The organism is Streptomyces sp. YIM 121038, from assembly GCF_006088715.1.
GTDB lineage: Bacteria > Actinomycetota > Actinomycetes > Streptomycetales > Streptomycetaceae > Streptomyces.
The window spans coordinates 6,427,804-6,446,258 of sequence record NZ_CP030771.1; the positions used below are offsets into that span (position 1 = coordinate 6,427,804).

16 protein-coding genes and 1 tRNA gene are annotated in these 18,455 nt (G+C 72.1%); 13 read left to right on the forward strand and 4 right to left on the reverse strand.

Translation table 11 applies throughout. The features are described from left to right. Nucleotides 1-13 precede the first annotated feature (13 nt). Nucleotides 14-943 (reverse strand): aminoglycoside phosphotransferase family protein, encoded by a 930-nt coding sequence (locus tag C9F11_RS27765; RefSeq protein WP_138961812.1) that lies wholly within the window; start codon nt 941-943, stop codon nt 14-16. A gap of 109 nt (nt 944-1,052) precedes the next feature. Here C9F11_RS27765 and C9F11_RS27770 point away from each other — a divergent pair. Beyond that, nucleotides 1,053-1,122 (forward strand) — tRNA-Arg (locus C9F11_RS27770). A gap of 115 nt (nt 1,123-1,237) precedes the next feature. Here C9F11_RS27770 and pcaB read toward each other — a convergent pair. The 3 genes from pcaB to C9F11_RS27780 form a co-directional block, all read right to left on the reverse strand. Beyond that, nucleotides 1,238-2,683: a 3-carboxy-cis,cis-muconate cycloisomerase gene (gene pcaB, locus C9F11_RS27775; protein ID WP_138961813.1), complete on the reverse strand. Its 1,446-nt coding sequence runs from the start codon at nt 2,681-2,683 to the stop codon at nt 1,238-1,240. Continuing rightward, nucleotides 2,680-2,844, reverse strand: coding sequence for a hypothetical protein (locus C9F11_RS47545; RefSeq protein ID WP_171075861.1), 165 nt, complete (start codon nt 2,842-2,844; stop codon nt 2,680-2,682). The genes pcaB and C9F11_RS47545 overlap by 4 nt, the downstream gene beginning before the upstream one ends. Nucleotides 2,845-2,949: 105 nt before the next feature. After that, nucleotides 2,950-3,942 carry a 2-oxoglutarate and iron-dependent oxygenase domain-containing protein gene (locus tag C9F11_RS27780; RefSeq protein WP_138961814.1) on the reverse strand — a complete coding sequence of 331 codons (993 nt, stop codon included), beginning with the start codon at nt 3,940-3,942 and terminating at the stop codon, nt 2,950-2,952. Between the two features lie 420 nt (nt 3,943-4,362). On the opposite strand from C9F11_RS27780, the gene C9F11_RS27785 reads away from it, so the two are divergent. From C9F11_RS27785 to prmC, 12 genes are all read left to right on the forward strand, one after another. Then, complete coding sequence (locus C9F11_RS27785) at nt 4,363-5,076, forward strand: TetR/AcrR family transcriptional regulator (protein WP_138967089.1); 714 nt, start codon at nt 4,363-4,365, stop codon at nt 5,074-5,076. Between the two features lie 36 nt (nt 5,077-5,112). Beyond that, a complete protein-coding gene (locus C9F11_RS27790) occupies nt 5,113-5,622 on the forward strand; it encodes a response regulator (protein WP_138961815.1) in 510 nt (169 codons plus the stop codon). A gap of 184 nt (nt 5,623-5,806) precedes the next feature. Then, nucleotides 5,807-6,886: an ArgS-related anticodon-binding protein NrtL gene (gene nrtL / locus C9F11_RS27800; protein ID WP_138961817.1), complete on the forward strand. Its 1,080-nt coding sequence runs from the start codon at nt 5,807-5,809 to the stop codon at nt 6,884-6,886. Between the two features lie 22 nt (nt 6,887-6,908). After that, nucleotides 6,909-8,300, forward strand: coding sequence for a diaminopimelate decarboxylase (gene lysA, locus C9F11_RS27805; protein WP_138961818.1), 1,392 nt, complete (start codon nt 6,909-6,911; stop codon nt 8,298-8,300). 141 nt (nt 8,301-8,441) lie between these two features. Next, a complete protein-coding gene (locus C9F11_RS27810; protein WP_138967091.1) occupies nt 8,442-9,731 on the forward strand; it encodes a homoserine dehydrogenase in 1,290 nt (429 codons plus the stop codon). A 6-nt stretch (nt 9,732-9,737) separates the two neighbouring features. Next, nucleotides 9,738-10,796, forward strand: coding sequence for a threonine synthase (gene thrC, locus C9F11_RS27815; RefSeq protein ID WP_138961819.1), 1,059 nt, complete (start codon nt 9,738-9,740; stop codon nt 10,794-10,796). A 310-nt stretch (nt 10,797-11,106) separates the two neighbouring features. Continuing rightward, nucleotides 11,107-12,024 carry a homoserine kinase gene (gene thrB, locus C9F11_RS27820; protein ID WP_138961820.1) on the forward strand — a complete coding sequence of 306 codons (918 nt, stop codon included), beginning with the start codon at nt 11,107-11,109 and terminating at the stop codon, nt 12,022-12,024. Nucleotides 12,025-12,411: 387 nt separating this feature from the next. Next, nucleotides 12,412-14,451 (forward strand): transcription termination factor Rho, encoded by a 2,040-nt coding sequence (gene rho / locus C9F11_RS27825; RefSeq protein ID WP_138961821.1) that lies wholly within the window; start codon nt 12,412-12,414, stop codon nt 14,449-14,451. 360 nt (nt 14,452-14,811) lie between these two features. Further along, nucleotides 14,812-15,936, forward strand: a complete 1,125-nt coding sequence (locus tag C9F11_RS27830) for an LCP family protein (protein WP_138961822.1) — start codon at nt 14,812-14,814, stop codon at nt 15,934-15,936. 171 nt (nt 15,937-16,107) lie between these two features. After that, on the forward strand, nt 16,108-16,332 hold the full coding sequence (gene rpmE / locus C9F11_RS27835) for a 50S ribosomal protein L31 (RefSeq protein WP_138961823.1): 225 nt from the start codon (nt 16,108-16,110) through the stop codon (nt 16,330-16,332). A gap of 136 nt (nt 16,333-16,468) precedes the next feature. Beyond that, nucleotides 16,469-17,545, forward strand: coding sequence for a peptide chain release factor 1 (gene prfA, locus C9F11_RS27840; RefSeq protein ID WP_138961824.1), 1,077 nt, complete (start codon nt 16,469-16,471; stop codon nt 17,543-17,545). Nucleotides 17,546-17,584: 39 nt separating this feature from the next. Further along, entirely contained in the window at nt 17,585-18,430 is an 846-nt protein-coding gene (gene prmC, locus C9F11_RS27845) for a peptide chain release factor N(5)-glutamine methyltransferase (RefSeq protein WP_138961825.1), read from the forward strand. The last annotated feature ends 25 nt before the right edge of the window (nt 18,431-18,455 follow it).

Here is an 18,455-nt window from a genome sequence, read left to right on the forward strand (position 1 = left end):
AGAGCAGCAGCTCTCAGAACGCGCCCCAGGACTGTCGTCCCTCGCCCGTCCGCAGCGACGCCATGCGGCGCGCGAACTCCGTTGCGGAGCGCTCGCTCACACCCGCCTGGTGGCCGATCCACACGACCATCATCAGCTCCCTCAAGTCGGCCAACGTCTCGTACCCGGGCCAGTTCATGAGGTCGAATCCGTACCGATGGACGAACTCGGCGTACTCCGCCTTGCTGTGCCAGCCGTACCGTTCGTAGTAGAGGGTGGTCGGGATCAGGTCCCACTCGCGCGGGGCCAGGGCGAGCCCGTCGAGGTCGATGAAGACGGCGTGGCCGTCCCGGTGGCGCAGGACGTTACCGATGTTCGCGTCCCCGTGGATCAGGCCGAAGGGGAGGACGAAGTCCAGTCGGGCGTAGTCCTTGGAGAGCTTGGCCGCTCGCTCTTCCAGGAAGGACTTGTCGTCCTCCGAGACGGCGGTCAGGTCGGTCAGCGCTGTCGACAGCTTGGCCAGGGGGTCGAAGTACGGGAGGCGCAGCGACTCGGGTTCCTCCAGCCAGTGGAAGCGGCGCAGCAGGTCGGCCAGCTCACCGACCGTTGCGAACTCCTCCTGCTCCTGGACGCTCTCCCAGAAGGTCACCACCCGGCCGCGTACGACGATGGGTTGAGCAGCATCAGCCAGTACCCGCGTGGCCGGGAAGCCGACCGCCTCCAGCCATCGGGCGACGCCAATGGCGCGTTCCATCTCGGAGAGAACAGTCGGGTCGCGAGCGATGCGGACTATGACCGGTAAGGACGCCAGCCGGTACACCGCGTTCGAGCCCAGCCGCAGCAGTTCCGCTCCCGTCGGGTCCAGGCCAGCCGCCTCGCACGCCTCGCGTAGGACGACTTCCACGCCCTCCGCCGTGAACTCCACATCCCTGTCGCGCGCACCCTCGCCGCTGCCCGAGATCATGCTTTCGACCATACGGGCCAGTCCCACCCTGGGACAGGGCGTCCACGTAATGAGGACGTGATGATCTCGACTGAGGAGGCACGCGGGCATCGCTGCCGCGCAGGTCACAGCCCCTGTCGGCGCCAGCGCCCACCTGGCCTCCGGAGCCGTGTGCGCAGGTTCGAATCCTGCCGGGGGCACCTTGGATTAGGTGCCTGTAGACCCCGCCACCAGCAGCTTCGCTGGGGACGGGGTCTTCGCGTATGTGCGGATGGCGGGCGGAGGCCTCCCGCTCCCGGGGCGCCGGCGCAGCCCTCAGCGTTCCTCCCCACGCGTCAGCGCCCCCTCCACCAGCGCCCCCGCCGCCCCCACATACCCCGCCGGATCGCACCAGCGGTCCAGTTCCGCGCGGGTGACGCGGCCGGTGAGGGCGGGGGCCTCCTTGAGGTGGGTGGCCAAGGGGCGGCCGTCCCGGGTCGCGGCCGCCGCGGCGGTGGTCACGAGGTCTCGGGCGGCCGCTCTGCCCAGGAGTGGGGTCAGCTCTGCGACGAGGCGTTCGGCGACGAGTTGGCCGCCGGTGAGGGCGAGGTTCGTGCGCATGCGGTCCGGGTGGACGACCAGGCCCTCGGTGAGTTCCACCGCGGTGTGCGCGGCGCCGCCCGTCAGGCGCAGGCACTCGCGCAGCGGCTGCCACTCCGCGTGCCACGCCCCGGCCGAACGCTCGTCCTCGGAGAGCAGGCACTGCGTCAGGATCCCGGCCAGCGGCGGGACTTGGAGCGCCGCGCTGCGGATCAGGGTGGTCAGCACCGGGTTGCGCTTCTGCGGCATCGCCGAGGAGCCGCCGCGCCCCGGCACGTGCGGTTCGCCGACCTCCCCGACCTCGGTGCGGCTCAGCGACTGGACGTCCACCGCCAGCTTGCCGAGGGCCCCGGCGGTGTGCGCGAGCGCGGCACCCAGGTCGGCGATCGGCGTGCGCAGCGTGTGCCAGGGCAGCACCGGCGCCCGCAGCCCCGTCTCGGCGGCGAACGCCGTCACCAGGCGTTCGGCGTCGGCCCCGTACCCCGCCAGCGTGCCCGCCGCGCCGCCGAGCGAGACCGGCAGGGCGTCCCGTACGGCGGCCACGCGGGCGTCCGCGGCGAGCACCAGCTCCCGCCACCCGGCCGCCTTGAGCCCGAACGTGGTGGGCACGGCGTGCCGCCCCAGGGTGCGCCCCGCCACGACCGTGTCGCGGTGGGTGCGGGCGAGCCCGGCCAGGGCCCGCCCGACACGCGCCAGGTCCGCCCGCAGCAGCCCGAGCGCGCCCTTGGCCACCAGCATCGCCGCGGTGTCGAAGACGTCCTGGCTCGTCGAGCCCCGGTGGACGTACTCGGCGGCCTCCGGGTCCACCACCGCCACCGCGCCGGTCAACGCGCGGACCAGGCCCACCACCGGGTTGCCGCTCTCGCGCGCGTGCACCGCGAGCGCCCGCAGGTCGAGCCGGTCGGCCCGCGCGGCGTCGGTGATGGCCCGCGCCGCCCCCGGCGGCACCGCGCCGATCGCGGCCTGCGCGCGGGCCAGCGCGGCCTCGGCGTCCAGCATGGCCCGCAGCCAGGCCAGGTCGGACACCGCCCGCTCCACGGGGGCTCCGGCGCGCACGGGGGAGAGGAGCCCGGCGTCCACGGCGTACGGATCGGCGGCGGCGCCGTCCGCCGCGGCGAAGGGCACGTCCCTCGCGGCGGCCTGCCCGGCCTGTCGGTCCTCGGGATCCCAGGGCCCGTTCATACGGCTCGTACGGCTCGTACGGCGACCTCGGTGTACTCCCGCTGTGCCGCCCGCCCGGCGTACGCGCCCCGGGCACGCGATCGTCGTACGCGCTCGTACGCCCACAGGATGCCGACAAGGGCTGAGTCGTAGTCGTGCGCGGTCGCGTTCACATGGAGCATTGAGTCCCCTTTCCTCTTTCCTCGCAGGCAACCGTTCCCTCCTCGAAAACGGTTCGATCCTGACGGGGAGGGAGGAGGGGCGGCAGCGCGCGGCCCCTCCCGTCGTTACGACGTCCCGGCGAACATCCTGCGGAGCTTCTCCGACATCCACTCCCCGGCGATCACGGGTGTGCCACCCCCACCCGCGCGGAGTGGTTCGATCGTGGCGTCGTGGTTGGGGAGGTAGAAGAACGGGATGGTGAGCCGGGACGAGGTGTCCCCGTCCGGCGGGTTGACGACGCGGTGCATGGTGGAGACCCAGCGCCCGCCGGTCCACAGGCTCATGAGGTCGCCGATGTTGACGACGAAGCCGCCCGGGACCGGGGGGACGTCGCGCCAGGTGTCCCCGCTCTGGAGGACCTGCAGCCCACTGCGGTCGGCCTCCTGGTAGAGGATGGTGAGGCTGCCGAAGTCGGTGTGCGGGCCGCGGCGGAGCTGGCCGGGCAGCGGGGGCTCCAGCTGCGGCGGGTAGTAGTTGACGGCGACGGACGAGCCGTGGCGGTCGAACTTGTCGGCGAAGAACTCCTCGTCCAGGTCGAGCGCGCGGGCGAAGAGCCGCATCAGGTCCGCCGCGAGGTCGGCCATGGCCGCCAGGTAGTCCTGCCACACCTCCTTGAAGCCCGGCGGGTTCGCGGGCCAGGCGTTGGCCAGGGTCCAGGTCGCCCACTCGTCGCCGAGCCTGCCCCGCTCCGCCGCGTCCAGCTCGCCCGTCGCGTGCGCGGCGAAGGCCTCGCACAGGTCGGGCGGCGACTCCTGGCCCAGGCTCCGGGCGGTCGACCCGCCCGAGCGCCGGAAGCCCGAGACCCCCGGCCGGTGGGCGACCAGCTCCTTCTCCTCCCGGGGGAGGGCGAAGAAGGCGCCGGTCACCGTGAACATGCGGTCGATGAGCGTCCGGGGGACGCCGTGGCCGACGACCACGAAGAAGCCGGAGCTCCGGCACGCCCGGTCGATCGCCGCGGCGACGGCGGCGCGCCCCCGAGCGGTGTCCCTGGCGGACAGGTCGATGACGGGGACGAAACCGTCGGCGGCTGCGGAGGCGGCCACCTGGTCATCCTGCATGCGCTTCCACTCCTGTTCGGGTGTACGGATCGATTCTGTGCCGGTGGTTGTCCGGGGCCGCCCGGTTCGGTCGCGTGCGACTCGGCTCGACGCCGGACGCCACCCACAGCGCCACGGTGCGGCCGTGCGCCGCCCCGGCGTTGAATGCCTCCGGCTCGCACAAGGGTCGGGTTACTCGAACGTTGGTCTAGTGGGCCGTGACTGTACTACAGATCCGTGCGCCGGGACCCGCCGGAATGTGCGCTCCGAGGGCGTCAACTGCCCCCGTGGCAAGGGGATGTGAGGAGGAAGGAAGGGTCCGTGAAAGCGCGAGCGACCCCGCCCGGGACCGGCGGTCCGGCCGTGGAAGACTCAGCCCGCGAACACTCGGTGACGCGCGCCGCGCCCGCCGTGAGCCGCGTGACTGTGGAGGTGAGCGTCATCGCAGGCGGAGAACACCCGAAGAGCGAGTCCGGCGGGGGAAGCGGGGCGGTCGGCAACGTCTGGCTGCGCCCCCCGCGGGACAAGGGAGAGCCGCCCCTCACCCGTGCCCGCATCGTCCGGGCGGCCGTCGACCTCCTGGACGAGGAGGGGATGGAGCGCCTGACGATGCGCCGCCTGGCCGAGCGGCTGCAGGCCGGTGCCACCACCCTGTACTGGCACGTGAAGACGAAGGGCGACGTCATCGACCTCGCCGTCGACGCGGTCTTCGGCGAGACGCCGGTCCCCGACCGGCACGGCGACGACCCGCGGCAGGACATCGCCACCCTGGTCGGCGACTGGCGGCAGGCCATGCTGCGGCACCCCTGGGTGGCCACCGGGCCCGCCAGGCAACGCCCCCTGATCGGGCCCAACTTCCTGACCTGGATGGAGTTCCTGCAGTCCGCCCTGGTACGCACCGGACTCACCGGGAAGCGGCTGAACGCGGCGACGTGGGCGCTGTACAACCACGTGATGGGAGCCACCGCCACCCAGTCCAGTCTGCGGCTGTCCGCCGAGGAGGCCAGGATGGGCCAGGAGTACCTGGAGAGCCGCCGCGAGCAGTACCCGACGGTCGCCGCGAACCAGTACATCTCCGACGACGACTGGGACGCCAACTTCGCCCTCGGCCTCGCGTTCCTGCTCGACGGGATCGAGGCGGGGACACGGCCCTGACGGCGGTCCCGCGGGGCCGCCGGGGCTCCCTCGCAAGTGGCGGAAGTAGGGAAAACCCGGACGCGACGGCGGGTGTCGACCTACTCTCGAGTTGTGCCAGGCGTGCCCGGCCGTGTGCTTGTTGTGGACGACAACAAGGTCATCCGGCAACTGATCAGGGTCAATCTCGAGCTGGAGGGCTTCGAGGTCGTGACCGCGGCCGACGGTGCCGAGTGCCTGGACGTCGTGCATCAGGTCCGACCCGACGTCGTGACCCTGGACGTGGTCATGCCCCGCCTCGACGGCCTGCGCACCGCCGCCCGGCTGCGCGCCGACCCGCGCACCCAGGACGTGCCCCTCGTCGTGGTCAGCGCCTGTACGCAGTACGAGGTGGAGGCGGGCCTGGAGGTCGGCGTCGACGCGTTCATGGCCAAGCCCTTCGAGCCCGCGGAACTCGTCAGCGTCGTACGCCAGTTGATGGCCCGCGGTGACCGCGGTGACCGCGGCGACACCCCCCTCGGCACCCGCTGCCCCGGCGGCGGCCCGGAGCGGGCCGGCCACCCCTGACCCGGCCCCCGGGGCCCTGCCCAGGGGCTGACCGGGCCCCGGCCCCGCCCGGGGCCCCTCCACCGCACCGCGCCCCCGAGCCCCGCCCTTCCCGGCAGAGCCTTGGGAAACGGTCACGGCGCAAGCACTAGGGCCCGCGCCCCCGCGCACGCCAGCGACCCCCCGTCTCCCCTACCCTTGTCCCGTGACACCCGTCGAGCTCTCCCGCACCGTGCTGCGCGCCCTGCGCGCCGCCGTGGACGCCGGAGAGCTCAGCGCCACCGTGCCCGAGCGGGCGCACGTGGAGCGGCCGCGCCCCGGCGGCCGAGGCGACTACGCCAGCAACCTCGCCCTGCGCATCGCCCGGGAAGCGGGCGCGCCCCCGCGCCGCGTCGCCGAGATCCTCTCCGCGCGCCTCGCCGCCGAACCCGGCATCGCCCGCGCCGACGTCACCGGCCCCGGCTTCCTCAACATCACCCTCGACGGCGACCCCGGCACCCGGCTCGTCACCGAGATCCTCGCCCGCGGCGAGCGGTACGGCCACCTCACCCCCGACACCGGGGAACTCGTCCAGCTGCACATCCCGCACGAGCTCCGCGCCGCCGTCGTCGCCGACAGCGCACGCCGCATCCTGCGCTCCCAGGGCGCCCTCGTCCGCGTCACCTGCGACGCGGCCCCCGACCCCGCCTGGGCCGACGTCCTCGGCGTACGCGTGGACGCACACGGACGCCCCCCCGTCCCGCTGCCCACCCTCCGCCCGGTCCCCGCCCCGGCCGAGCCGGACCCCCTGCGCCTCGGCCGCGACGCCGCCCGCTGGGCCCTGCTCCTGCCCGCCGCCCACGACCACCCCCACACCGGCGACGGCCACCTCGCCCAGCGCGAGACCAACCCCCTGTTCCGCGTCCGGTACGCCCACTCCCGTGCCCGCGCCCTCACCCGCAACGCCGCACAGCTCGGCTTCACCGCCGCCCCCGGTGACGTCCGCGACACCGAAAACGCGGTGGCGGAAGCAGCGGGGGACGACGGACACTCGCTGCTCGGGGCCCTGGGCGACCACCCCGCCGTCCTCGCCGCCGCCGCCCGCCACCGCGCGCCCGACCGGCTCGCCCGGCACCTCGTCCGTACCGCTGACGCCTTCCTGGCGCGGGCCCACACCGTGCTGCCGCTCGGTGACGAGAAACCCTCGGCCGCCCACCGCGCCCGGCTGGCGCTCGCCGAAGCCGCCGGGACGGTGCTCGCCGGCGGCCTGTCCCTGCTCGGCATCAGCGCGCCCGCGTACCTGTGAGACGAGAAGAGTCGAAAGAGCCATGAGTCGTTCCGCCCACCCCGCAGGACCCCGGCACGGAGACGTCCTGCCCGAGGGCCACTACTCCCCGCCGCCCGCCGACCTCAACGCCCTCGACCCCAAGGTCTGGTCGAGGACCGTCACCCGCGGCGCCGACGGCGTCGTCAGCGTCGGCGGCACCGACGTCCTCCGGCTCGCCGAGGAGTTCGGCACCCCCGCCTACGTCCTCGACGAGGCCGACTTCCGCGCCCGCTGCCAGGCCTGGCGCGACGCCTTCGGCCCCGACGCCGACGTGTTCTACGCGGGCAAGGCCTTCCTCTCCCGCGCCGTCGTCCGGTGGCTGCACGAGGAAGGGCTCAACCTGGACGTGTGCTCCGGCATCGAGCTGGCCACCGCCCTGGACGCGGGCATGCCCGCCGACCGCATCGCCTTCCACGGCAACAACAAGAGCGCCGCGGAGATCGAGCGCGCCGTCCGCGCCGGCGTCGGCCGCATCGTGCTCGACTCCTTCCAGGAGATCGTGCGGGTCGCCCACATCGCCGACGGCCTGGGCGTCCGCCAGCGCGTGCAGATCCGCGTGACCGTCGGCGTCGAGGCCCACACGCACGAGTTCATCGCCACGGCCCACGAGGACCAGAAGTTCGGCATCCCGCTGGCCGGGGGACAGGCCGCCGAAGCCGTGCGGCGCGCCCTCAAGCTCGACGGGCTCGACCTCATCGGCATCCACAGCCACATCGGCTCGCAGATCTTCGACACCTCCGGCTTCGAGGTGGCCGCCCACCGCGTCGTGGGCCTGCTGAAGGACATCCGCGACGAGCACGGCGTCGAACTCCCCGAGATCGACCTCGGCGGCGGCCTCGGCATCGCCTACACCCCGGCCGACGACCCGCGCGAGCCGCACGAGATCGCCACCGCCCTGCGCGAGATCGTCACCCGCGAGTGCGAGCGGGCGGGCCTGCGCGTGCCCCGGCTCTCCGTCGAGCCCGGCCGCGCCGTCGTCGGCCCGACCGCCTTCACGCTGTATGAGGTCGGCACCATCAAGCCGCTCGACGGCCTGCGGACGTACGTCTCCGTCGACGGCGGCATGTCCGACAACATCCGCACCGCGCTGTACGACGCCGAGTACAGCGTCGCGCTCGTGTCCCGCTCCTCCGACGCCGAGCCGATGCTCGTCCGCGTCGTCGGCAAGCACTGCGAGAGCGGCGACATCGTCGTCCGCGACGCCTTCCTGCCCGCCGACCTCGCGCCCGGCGACCTCATCGCCGTCCCCGCGACCGGCGCCTACTGCCGCTCCATGGCCAGCAACTACAACCACGCGCCGCGCCCGCCGGTCGTCGCCGTGGCGGACGGCGCGGGCCGGGTCATCGTGCGCCGGGAGACGGAGGACGACCTGATGCGACTCGACGTCGGGTGAGTCGTCCCCGCCGGTGAAAGGCGGACCCGATACAACCGGTACGTGAAATGGATGTCTCACGATCCGGACTTTGGTCAGAAACACCGTTCCGGTGGGTGAGACTGGACCCACCGTACTTGGAGAAGGAAACGAGGTCGGATGATGCGTACGCGTCCGCTGAAGGTGGCGCTGCTGGGCTGTGGGGTCGTCGGCTCAGAGGTGGCGCGCATCATGACGACGCACGCCGACGACCTCACAGCCAGGATCGGCGCCCCGGTGGAGCTCGCCGGGGTCGCCGTCCGGCGCCCCTCCAAGGTGCGTGCGGGCATCGACCCGGCGCTCGTGACGACGGACGCCACCGCGCTCGTCAAACGCGGGGACATCGACGTCGTCGTCGAGGTCATCGGCGGCATCGAGCCCGCCCGCACCCTCATCACCACCGCCTTCGAGCACGGCGCCTCCGTGGTCTCGGCGAACAAGGCGCTCATCGCCCAGGACGGCGCGGCCCTGCACGCCGCCGCCGAGCAGCACGGGCGCGACCTCTACTACGAGGCGGCCGTCGCGGGCGCGATCCCGCTGATCAGGCCGCTGCGCGAGTCGCTCGCCGGTGACAAGGTCAACCGCGTCCTCGGCATCGTGAACGGCACGACCAACTTCATCCTCGACAAGATGGACACCACGGGCGCGGGCTACCAGGAAGCCCTGGACGAGGCCACCGCCCTCGGGTACGCGGAGGCCGACCCGACCGCCGACGTCGAGGGCTTCGACGCCGCCGCCAAGGCCGCGATCCTCGCCGGCATCGCCTTCCACACCCGGGTGCGCCTCGACGACGTCCACCGCGAGGGGATGACCGAGGTCACCGCGGCCGACTTCGCGTCCGCGAAGCGCATGGGCTGCACCATCAAGCTGCTCGCCATCTGCGAGCGGGCCGCCGACGGCGGCTCCGTCACCGCCCGCGTGCACCCCGCGATGATTCCGCTCAGCCACCCGCTGGCGAGCGTCCGCGAGGCGTACAACGCGGTCTTCGTGGAGGCCGAGGCCGCCGGCCAGCTCATGTTCTACGGCCCCGGCGCGGGCGGCGCGCCGACCGCCTCCGCCGTCCTCGGCGACCTGGTCGCGGTGTGCCGCAACAAGCTCGGCGAGTCCACCGGACCCGGTGACTCCGCCTACACCCAGCTGCCCGTGAGCTCCATGGGCGAGGTCGTCACGCGGTTCCACATCAGCCTCGACGTGGCCGACAAGCCGGGCGTGCTCGCCCAGGTGGCCACGGTCTTCGCCGAGCACGGTGTCTCCATCGACACCGTCCGCCAGACGGTCAAGGACGGCGAGGCCTCCCTCGTCGTCGTCACGCACCGCGCGCCCGACGCCGCCCTCAGCGGCACCGTCGAGGCGCTGCGCAATCTCGACACCGTGCGTGGTGTCGCCAGCATCATGCGGGTTGAAGGGGAGTAAGCAGCAATGACCCACCAGTGGCGCGGAATCATCGAGGAGTACCGGGACCGTCTCCCCGTCTCCGACACCACGCCGGTCGTGACGCTCCGTGAGGGCGGTACGCCGCTCGTGCCCGCGCAGGTGCTCTCCGAGCGCACCGGCTGCGAGGTCCACCTCAAGGTCGAGGGCGCGAACCCGACGGGGTCCTTCAAGGACCGCGGCATGACCATGGCGATCACCAAGGCCAAGGAGGACGGCGCCAAGGCCGTCATCTGCGCCTCCACCGGCAACACCTCGGCGTCGGCCGCCGCCTACGCCGTCCGCGCGGGCATGGTCTGCGCGGTCCTGGTGCCGCAGGGCAAGATCGCCCTGGGCAAGATGGGCCAGGCGCTCGTCTACGGCTCGAAGATCCTCCAGGTCGACGGCAACTTCGACGACTGTCTGAACCTGGCCCGCGGCCTGTCCGAGAACTACCCGGTGGCCCTGGTCAACTCGGTCAACTCGTACCGCATCGAGGGCCAGAAGACCGCCTCGTTCGAGATCGTGGACGCCCTGGGCGCCGCCCCGGACATCCACGTCCTGCCGGTCGGCAACGCGGGCAACATCACGGCCTACTGGAAGGGCTACCAGGAGTACGCCGCCGACCAGGTGGCCACGAGCACCCCGCGCATGTGGGGCTTCCAGGCCTCGGGGTCGGCGCCCATCGTGCGCGGCGAGATCGTCAAGGACCCCTCGACGATCGCCACCGCGATTCGCATCGGCAACCCCGCGTCGTGGCAGCACGCCCTCGCCGCGCGCGACGAGTCGGGCGGCTTCATCGACGAGGTGACGGACCGTGAGATCCTGCGCGCCTACAAGCTGTTGGCCTCCCAGGAGGGCGTCTTCGTCGAGCCCGCGTCCGCCGCGTCCGTCGCCGGTCTGCTGAAGGCCGTCGAGCAGGGCAAGGTCGACAAGGGCCAGCGCATCGTCTGCACGGTCACCGGCAACGGCCTGAAGGACCCGGACTGGGCGGTCGCGGGTGCCCCGCAGCCGGTCACCGTCCCGGTGGACGCGGCGGCCGCCGCGGAGCGCCTGGGCCTGGCGTAACGCCCCGCCCCGGGCGGCGACCCGGCGGAACGCCGGATTCAGCCCGGGGCAAACCTCTCAACTCCCCACAGGGGGTGCACAGGGGGCTCGCGACACGCATCGTGCGCCTCCTGTGCGCCCTATGTCGCCGCAGAACCTTCCTTCGATAGGCTGTAGCGAACCCGCCCCGCCGCATATGCCGCGGTGCCGCTCGCCGAAGCGGCCTTCGGGTGCTGCCGTCCGTCACAGGTCGAGGCCGGTCGAAGCCGGTCGAGGCCCGCCGCGGCGGCAAGTCCTCCAGACAACAGAGCTCAAGGAGAGTCATCGAGCGATGGCCGGTCCCGCGTTCCGCGCCGCCGCCGTCAGGGTGCGCGTCCCCGCCACCAGCGCCAACCTCGGCCCGGGCTTCGACGCCCTCGGCCTGTCGCTGGGGCTCTACGACGACGTGGTCGTACGCGTCGCCGACTCCGGCCTGCACGTCGACATCGCAGGCGAGGGCAGCGACACCCTCCCGCGCGACGAGTCGCACCTGCTCGTACGCTCCCTGCGCACCGCCTTCGACCTGCTCGGCGGGCAGCCGCGCGGCCTGGAGGTCGTCTGCGCCAACCGCATCCCGCACGGGCGCGGCCTCGGCTCCTCGTCCGCCGCGATCTGCGCCGGGATCGTCGCCGCGCGCGCGGTGACCATAGGCGGCGAGGCCCGGCTCGACGACGCCGCGCTCCTGGAGCTGGCCACCGAGATCGAAGGCCACCCCGACAACGTCGCGGCCTGCCTGCTCGGCGGCTTCACGGCCTCCTGGATGGACGGCTCCGCGGCCCGCGCCATCAGGATGGACCCCGTCGATTCCATCGTTCCGGTGGTTTTCGTGCCCGGAAAGCCCGTGCTCACCGAAACCGCCCGCGGACTGCTGCCGCGCACCGTCCCGCACGTGGACGCGGCCGTCAACGCGGGCCGGGCGGCCCTGCTCGTCGAGGCCCTGACCAGGCGCCCCGAGCTGCTGCTGCCCGCCACCGAGGACCGCCTGCACCAGGAGTACCGCGCCCCGGCCATGCCGGAGAGCGCCGCCCTGGTGGAGAGCCTGCGCGCCGACGGCGTACCCGCGGTGATCTCCGGCGCGGGGCCCACGGTCCTCGCGCTGGTCGACGACAGTGCGGCCGACAAGGTCGCACGCCTGGCGGGCGAGGGCTGGGCGGCGAACCGCCTGGCACTGGACCCGGCGGGCGCGAGTGTGCTGCCGCTGGCTCCCTGACCCGGGAGGACAGCGCACTCGGGGTGTCCGGATTTGGAGAGGGGGAATGTTTGTTGGATCCGGTAGTGTTAACCTCAAGTCTGCACCCGACCCCACCATGGCGAGGTGCTTTGTGTCCCCGTCCGGGACATCCATCCTTCCGGGAGCCTCCCAAACTGCTCTGTGCCTTGCACTGAGTGGTGCCGAGCACGCTCCGGAACCGGCGTGACCGAGCCGAGTGACCACCGCACCTCAGTGGCCCGGCATCGGGAAGCGCCACATCTGTGAACTCTTCCGCCGCGTTGGCGGACCACCGCCCCGGCACGGTCCACACACCAAGGACCGCCGGACAGCACAACCGGTCGCCGAGCCAGACAGGCCGACGTCCGCTCCAGGGAAGGACCCTTCGTGAGCGACACCACCGATCTGATGGGCGTGACTGCCGACACGCCCGCCACGGACGCCTCTGCGGCGCCTGCCACCGGTGCTTCGGCCGGGTCCCGGCGGCGCCGCGGCACCGGCCTCGAGGGCATGGTGCTGGCCGAACTGCAGCAGGTCGCATCGGGCCTCGGAATCAAGGGCACCGCGCGGATGCGCAAGAGCCAGCTGATCGAGGTCATCAAGGAGGCGCAGGCCGCAGGGGGAGCCCCGGCCAAGGCCGCCGCGGGCGCCGACACGGCTTCGGCCCCGGCCAAGCCGAAGCGCCGCGCCACCTCCAAGGCGCGCACCGGCGAGGCCGCCGAGAAGGCCGCCAAGTCCGACGACGCTCCGGCCGAGCAGCCCAAGGCCCCGGCCCAGCAGCAGATCGACATCCCCGGCCAGCCGGCGAGCGACGACAAGCCGGGCCGCGCCCGCCGCCGCGTCACCGCCGAGGCCGGCAGCCCCGAGACCGTCTCCGCCGAGGCCAAGAGCCAGGGCGAGGCGAAGGCCGAGGCCCCCAGGGCCGAGCAGTCCGAGGCGAAGTCCGACCGCGGCGAGCGCGCCGACAAGGGCGACGACCAGCAGGGCGAGGGCCGCCAGGGCCGCCGCGACCGCCAGGGCCGTGGCCGCGACCGTGACCGCGGCGAGCGGGGCGACCGCGGTGACCGCCAGGACCGCGGCGACCGCCGCGGCAACAAGGGCGACGAGCAGCAGGGCGGCAACCGCAAGGACCAGGGCGGCCGCCAGGACCGTCAGGACCGCAAGGAGCAGGACGACTTCGACGACGACGGCAGCGGCCGCCGCGGCCGGCGCGGCCGCTACCGCGACCGCCGTGGGCGTCGTGGCCGCGAGGACTTCGCGGGCGAGCCGCAGCTGTCCGAGGACGACGTCCTGATCCCGGTCGCGGGCATCCTGGACATCCTCGACAACTACGCGTTCATCCGTACGTCGGGCTACCTCCCCGGTCCCAACGACGTGTACGTCTCCCTCGCCCAGGTCCGCAAGAACGGCCTGCGCAAGGGTGACCACGTCACCGGTGCGGTGCGCCAGCCCAAGGACGGCGAGCGCCGCGAGAAGTTCAACGCCCTGGTGCGCCTGGACTCCGTCAACGGCATGGCGCCCGAACACGGCCGCGGGCGGCCGGAGTTCAACAAGCTGACGCCCCTTTACCCGCAGGACCGGCTCCGTCTGGAGACCGACCCGGGCGTGCTGACCACCCGCATCATCGACCTGGTCGCGCCCATCGGAAAGGGCCAGCGCGGTCTGATCGTGGCCCCGCCGAAGACCGGCAAGACCATGATCATGCAGGCGATCGCCAACGCGATCACGCACAACAACCCCGAGTGCCACCTGATGGTCGTCCTGGTCGACGAGCGTCCGGAAGAGGTCACCGACATGCAGCGGTCGGTGAAGGGCGAGGTCATCTCCTCGACCTTCGACCGTCCCGCCGAGGACCACACCACGGTCGCCGAGCTCGCCATCGAGCGCGCCAAGCGGCTGGTGGAGCTGGGCCACGACGTCGTCGTCCTGCTCGACTCGATCACGCGTCTGGGCCGTGCGTACAACCTCGCCGCCCCGGCCTCCGGCCGCATCCTGTCCGGTGGTGTCGACTCGACCGCCCTGTACCCGCCGAAGCGCTTCTTCGGTGCGGCCCGCAACATCGAGGACGGCGGCTCGCTGACCATCCTCGCCACCGCCCTGGTGGACACCGGGTCCCGCATGGACGAGGTCATCTTCGAGGAGTTCAAGGGCACCGGCAACGCCGAGCTCAAGCTCGACCGCAAGCTCGCCGACAAGCGCATCTTCCCCGCGGTGGACGTCGACGCGTCCGGCACCCGCAAGGAGGAGATCCTGCTCGGCAGCGACGAGCTCGCCATCACCTGGAAGCTGCGCCGGGTGCTGCACGCGCTCGACCAGCAGCAGGCCATCGAGCTGCTCCTGGACAAGATGAAGCAGACGAAGTCGAACGCCGAGTTCCTGCTCCAGATCCAGAAGACGACCCCGGCGCCGGGCAACGGCAACGACTGACCGTCGCGGGCGCTTCGCGCAGGCCGACCGGAAGGGCCGGTCCCGTCATCCGACGGGGCCGGCCCTTCCGCATGCGGAGGACCTGCGACGACCAGCGGTCATCAGGTTTCGGCCAAGAGACCTTGACCACACGGATAAGAGATTCTCACGGTCACGCGCGGTAGCGCCGTCCCGCGCGAAAGCGCAGGTGGGGGGCCGAAAGGACGAGAACGACAGCAACACTGGGTAACTGGCGGACCCCGGGGCGCACACAGGCCGCTATGCAACCCTTCTTTCGGTTTCGACGTCTGACAAGTGACGGAAAGCCACGCCTGACCCTGAAAGCAGGGGGTAGCCGAACGGACGAGGACTGAGGAGCGCATGACCGACGAGAGCAGGTCCGCCGACGCGAAGCCGAAGCACCGCGGCAAGCGCGGCAAGCGCCGCAAACCGCGCAGCACGCGCAAGAAGGCCCTCGTCATATCCGCCTGGACCGCCGCGGGTGTGGTGGTCCTTGGCGGCACCGGCCTCGGCTACGTCTACTTCAAGCTCAACGGCAACATCAAGGGCGTCGACATCAACGCCGCGCTCGGCACCGACCGCCCCCTGGACGTCGACAACGGCTCCCAGGACATCCTCGTCCTCGGCTCCGACTCGCGCTCCGGCGACAACGGCAAGTACGGCAAGGACGAGGGCGCGGCCCGCTCCGACACCGCGATGATCGTCCACGTCTACAAGGGCCACAAGAAGGCCAGCGTGGTCTCCATCCCCCGCGACACCCTCGTCACCCGGCCCGAGTGCGCCGTCAAGGACGGCGACGGCAAGACCGACCCGGGCGGCGAGCGCCGGATGTTCAACACGGCGTACGAGGTGGGCGGCCCGGCCTGCGCGGTGAAGACCGTCGAGAAGATGTCCGGCATCCGCATGGACCACTACGTCGAGGTCGACTTCACGGGCTTCAAGAAGCTCATCGACACCCTCGGCGGCGTGGAGATCACCACCAAGCAGGCGATCAAGGACAAGGACAGCCACCTCGACCTGCCCGCGGGCGAGCACAAGCTGAACGGCGAGCAGGCCCTCGGCCTCGTCCGCACCCGGCACGCCGTCGGCGACGGCAGCGACCTCGGCCGCATCCAGCTCCAGCAGGCCTTCATCAAGGCGCTGATCAACCAGGTCAAGGACATCGACCTGTTCGGCAACCCGAAGAAGCTCTGGGACCTCGCGGACGCCTCGACCAGCGCCATCACCACCGACTCCGACCTGGACACGGTCAAGGACCTCGCGGGCTTCGCGAACGGCCTCAAGGGCATCGGCTCCGGCGACATGAAGATGGTCACGCTGCCGATCCAGTACGACCCGGCGGACCGGAACCGCGTCCTGCCCCTGGAGGAGGCCGGCCGGCAGGTCTGGGACGCCCTCCGGGCGGACAAGCCGATCCCCAAGTCGGCCACCGACAAGTCCGCGGGCGACAAGGGCGCCGCGGGCAAGGTCGTGACCAGCGAATAAGCCCGCTGGACGACCGGCGGACAGGCCTTCCGGGAGGCTCCGGGAATACTTCCGGGCCCACCCCGGTTTGGGCAGATGCGGCCGGTCCTGGCAAACTGGTCCGTCGGCCCCGGTTCACGCACCCGCATCCCGCGCTTGCGACCCGGAGCCCTCCCGAAACTAGGAGACACCTTGAAGCGCGACATCCACCCCGAGTACGTCGAGACGCAGGTCAGCTGCACCTGTGGCGCGTCGTTCACCACCCGCAGCACGATCTCCGGCGGCGCCATCCGCGCCGAGGTCTGCTCCGAGTGCCACCCGTTCTACACGGGCAAGCAGAAGATCCTCGACACCGGTGGCCGTGTGGCCCGCTTCGAGGCCCGCTTCGGCAAGGCTGCCGGCTCCGCCAAGAAGTAGCGAGCCACCTGCGCCGGTCTCCGGCCGCCCTCGTTCGCGGGGGTGGCCGGGACCGGCGTTTGCCGTCTGTCGCAGAAGCAGCCACGCAGCCCTGCGCGAGCCCCGCTCGCGTACCGAAGAACCCAGGAGCCCGAAGATGTTCGAGGCGGTCGAGGAACTGATCGGCGAGCACGCCGATCTGGAGCAGAAGCTCGCCGACCCGTCGGTCCACGCCGACCAGGCCAACGCGCGCAAGCTCAACAAGCGCTACGCCGAGCTGACCCCGATCGTCGCCACGTACCGGACCTGGAAGCAGCTCGGTGACGACATCGACACCGCGCGTGAGCTGGCGGCCGAGGACCCCGACTTCGCGGCCGAGGTCAAGGACCTCACCGAGAGCCGCGACGAGGTCACCGAGAAGCTGCGGCTGCTCCTCGTGCCCCGTGACCCCAGCGACGACAAGGACGTCATCCTGGAGATCAAGGCGGGCGCGGGCGGCGACGAGTCGGCCCTGTTCGCGGGCGACCTCCTGCGCATGTACCTGCGGTACGCCGAGCGCGTCGGCTGGAAGACCGAGATCATCGACTCCACCGAGTCCGAGCTCGGCGGCTACAAGGACGTCCAGGTCGCCGTGAAGACCAAGGGCGGCAACGGCGCCACCGAGCCCGGCCAGGGCGTCTGGGCCCGGCTGAAGTACGAGGGCGGCGTGCACCGCGTGCAGCGCGTGCCCGCGACCGAGTCGCAGGGCCGCATCCACACCTCCGCGGCCGGCGTGCTCGTCACGCCCGAGGCGGAGGAGGTCGACGTCGAGATCAACATGAACGACCTGCGCATCGACGTCTACCGCTCCTCGGGCCCCGGCGGCCAGTCCGTCAACACCACCGACTCGGCCGTGCGCATCACGCACATCCCGACCGGTGTCGTCGCCTCCTGCCAGAACGAGAAGAGCCAGCTCCAGAACAAGGAGCAGGCCCTGCGTATCCTGCGCTCCAGGCTGCTCGCGGCGGCCCAGGAGGAGGCGGAGAGGGAGGCCGCGGACGCCCGCCGCAGCCAGGTCCGCACCGTCGACCGCTCCGAGAAGATCCGTACGTACAACTTCCCGGAAAACCGCATCTCCGACCACCGCGTGGGCTTCAAGGCGTACAACTTGGACCAGGTCCTCGACGGCGAGCTCGACGCGGTCATCCAGGCCTGTGTCGACGCGGACTCCGCCGCGAAGCTCGCCGCCGCCTAAGCCCACCACCCCGTCGTACGACCGTCCCGGAGGACCAGCGTGAACCTGCTGCTAGCGGAAGTGGCCCAGGCCACCCAGCGGCTGGCCGACGCCGGCGTGCCCTCGCCGCGCAACGACGCGGAGGAGCTCGCCGCCTTCGTGCACGGGGTGAAACGGGGCGAGCTGCACTCCGTCAAGGACGCGGACTTCGACGCCCGCTACTGGGAGACGATCGCCCGCCGCGAGGCCCGCGAGCCGCTCCAGCACATCACGGGCCGCGCGTTCTTCCGCTATCTGGAGCTCCAGGTCGGCCCGGGCGTCTTCGTCCCGCGCCCGGAGACCGAGTCGGTCGTCGGCTGGGCCATAGACGCGGTCCGCGCGATGGACGTCGTCGAGCCGCTCATCGTCGACCTGTGCACCGGCAGCGGCGCCATCGCCCTCGCCCTGGCCCAGGAGGTGCCGCGCTCGCGCGTGCACGCCGTGGAGCTGTCCGAGGACGCCCTGAACTGGACCCGCAAGAACGTCGAGGGCTCCCGGGTCACCCTGCACGCCGGTGACGCGCGCACGGCCCTGCCGGAGCTCGACGGCCAGGTCGACCTCGTCGTCTCCAACCCCCCGTACATCCCGCTCACGGAGTGGGAGTACGTTGCGCCGGAGGCCCGGGACTACGATCCCGAACTCGCCCTGTTCTCCGGAGAGGACGGCCTCGACCTGATCCGCGGCATCGAGCGCACCGCGCACCGGCTGCTGCGGCCGGGCGGAGTCGTCGTCGTGGAGCACGCCGACACCCAGGGCGGTCTGGTGCCGTGGATCTTCACCGAGGAGCGTGGCTGGGCCGACGCGGCCGACCACCCCGACCTGAACAACCGGCCGCGGTTCGCGACCGCCCGCAAGGCGCTGCCGTGATCACCGCGGCGACGCAGAAGACGAG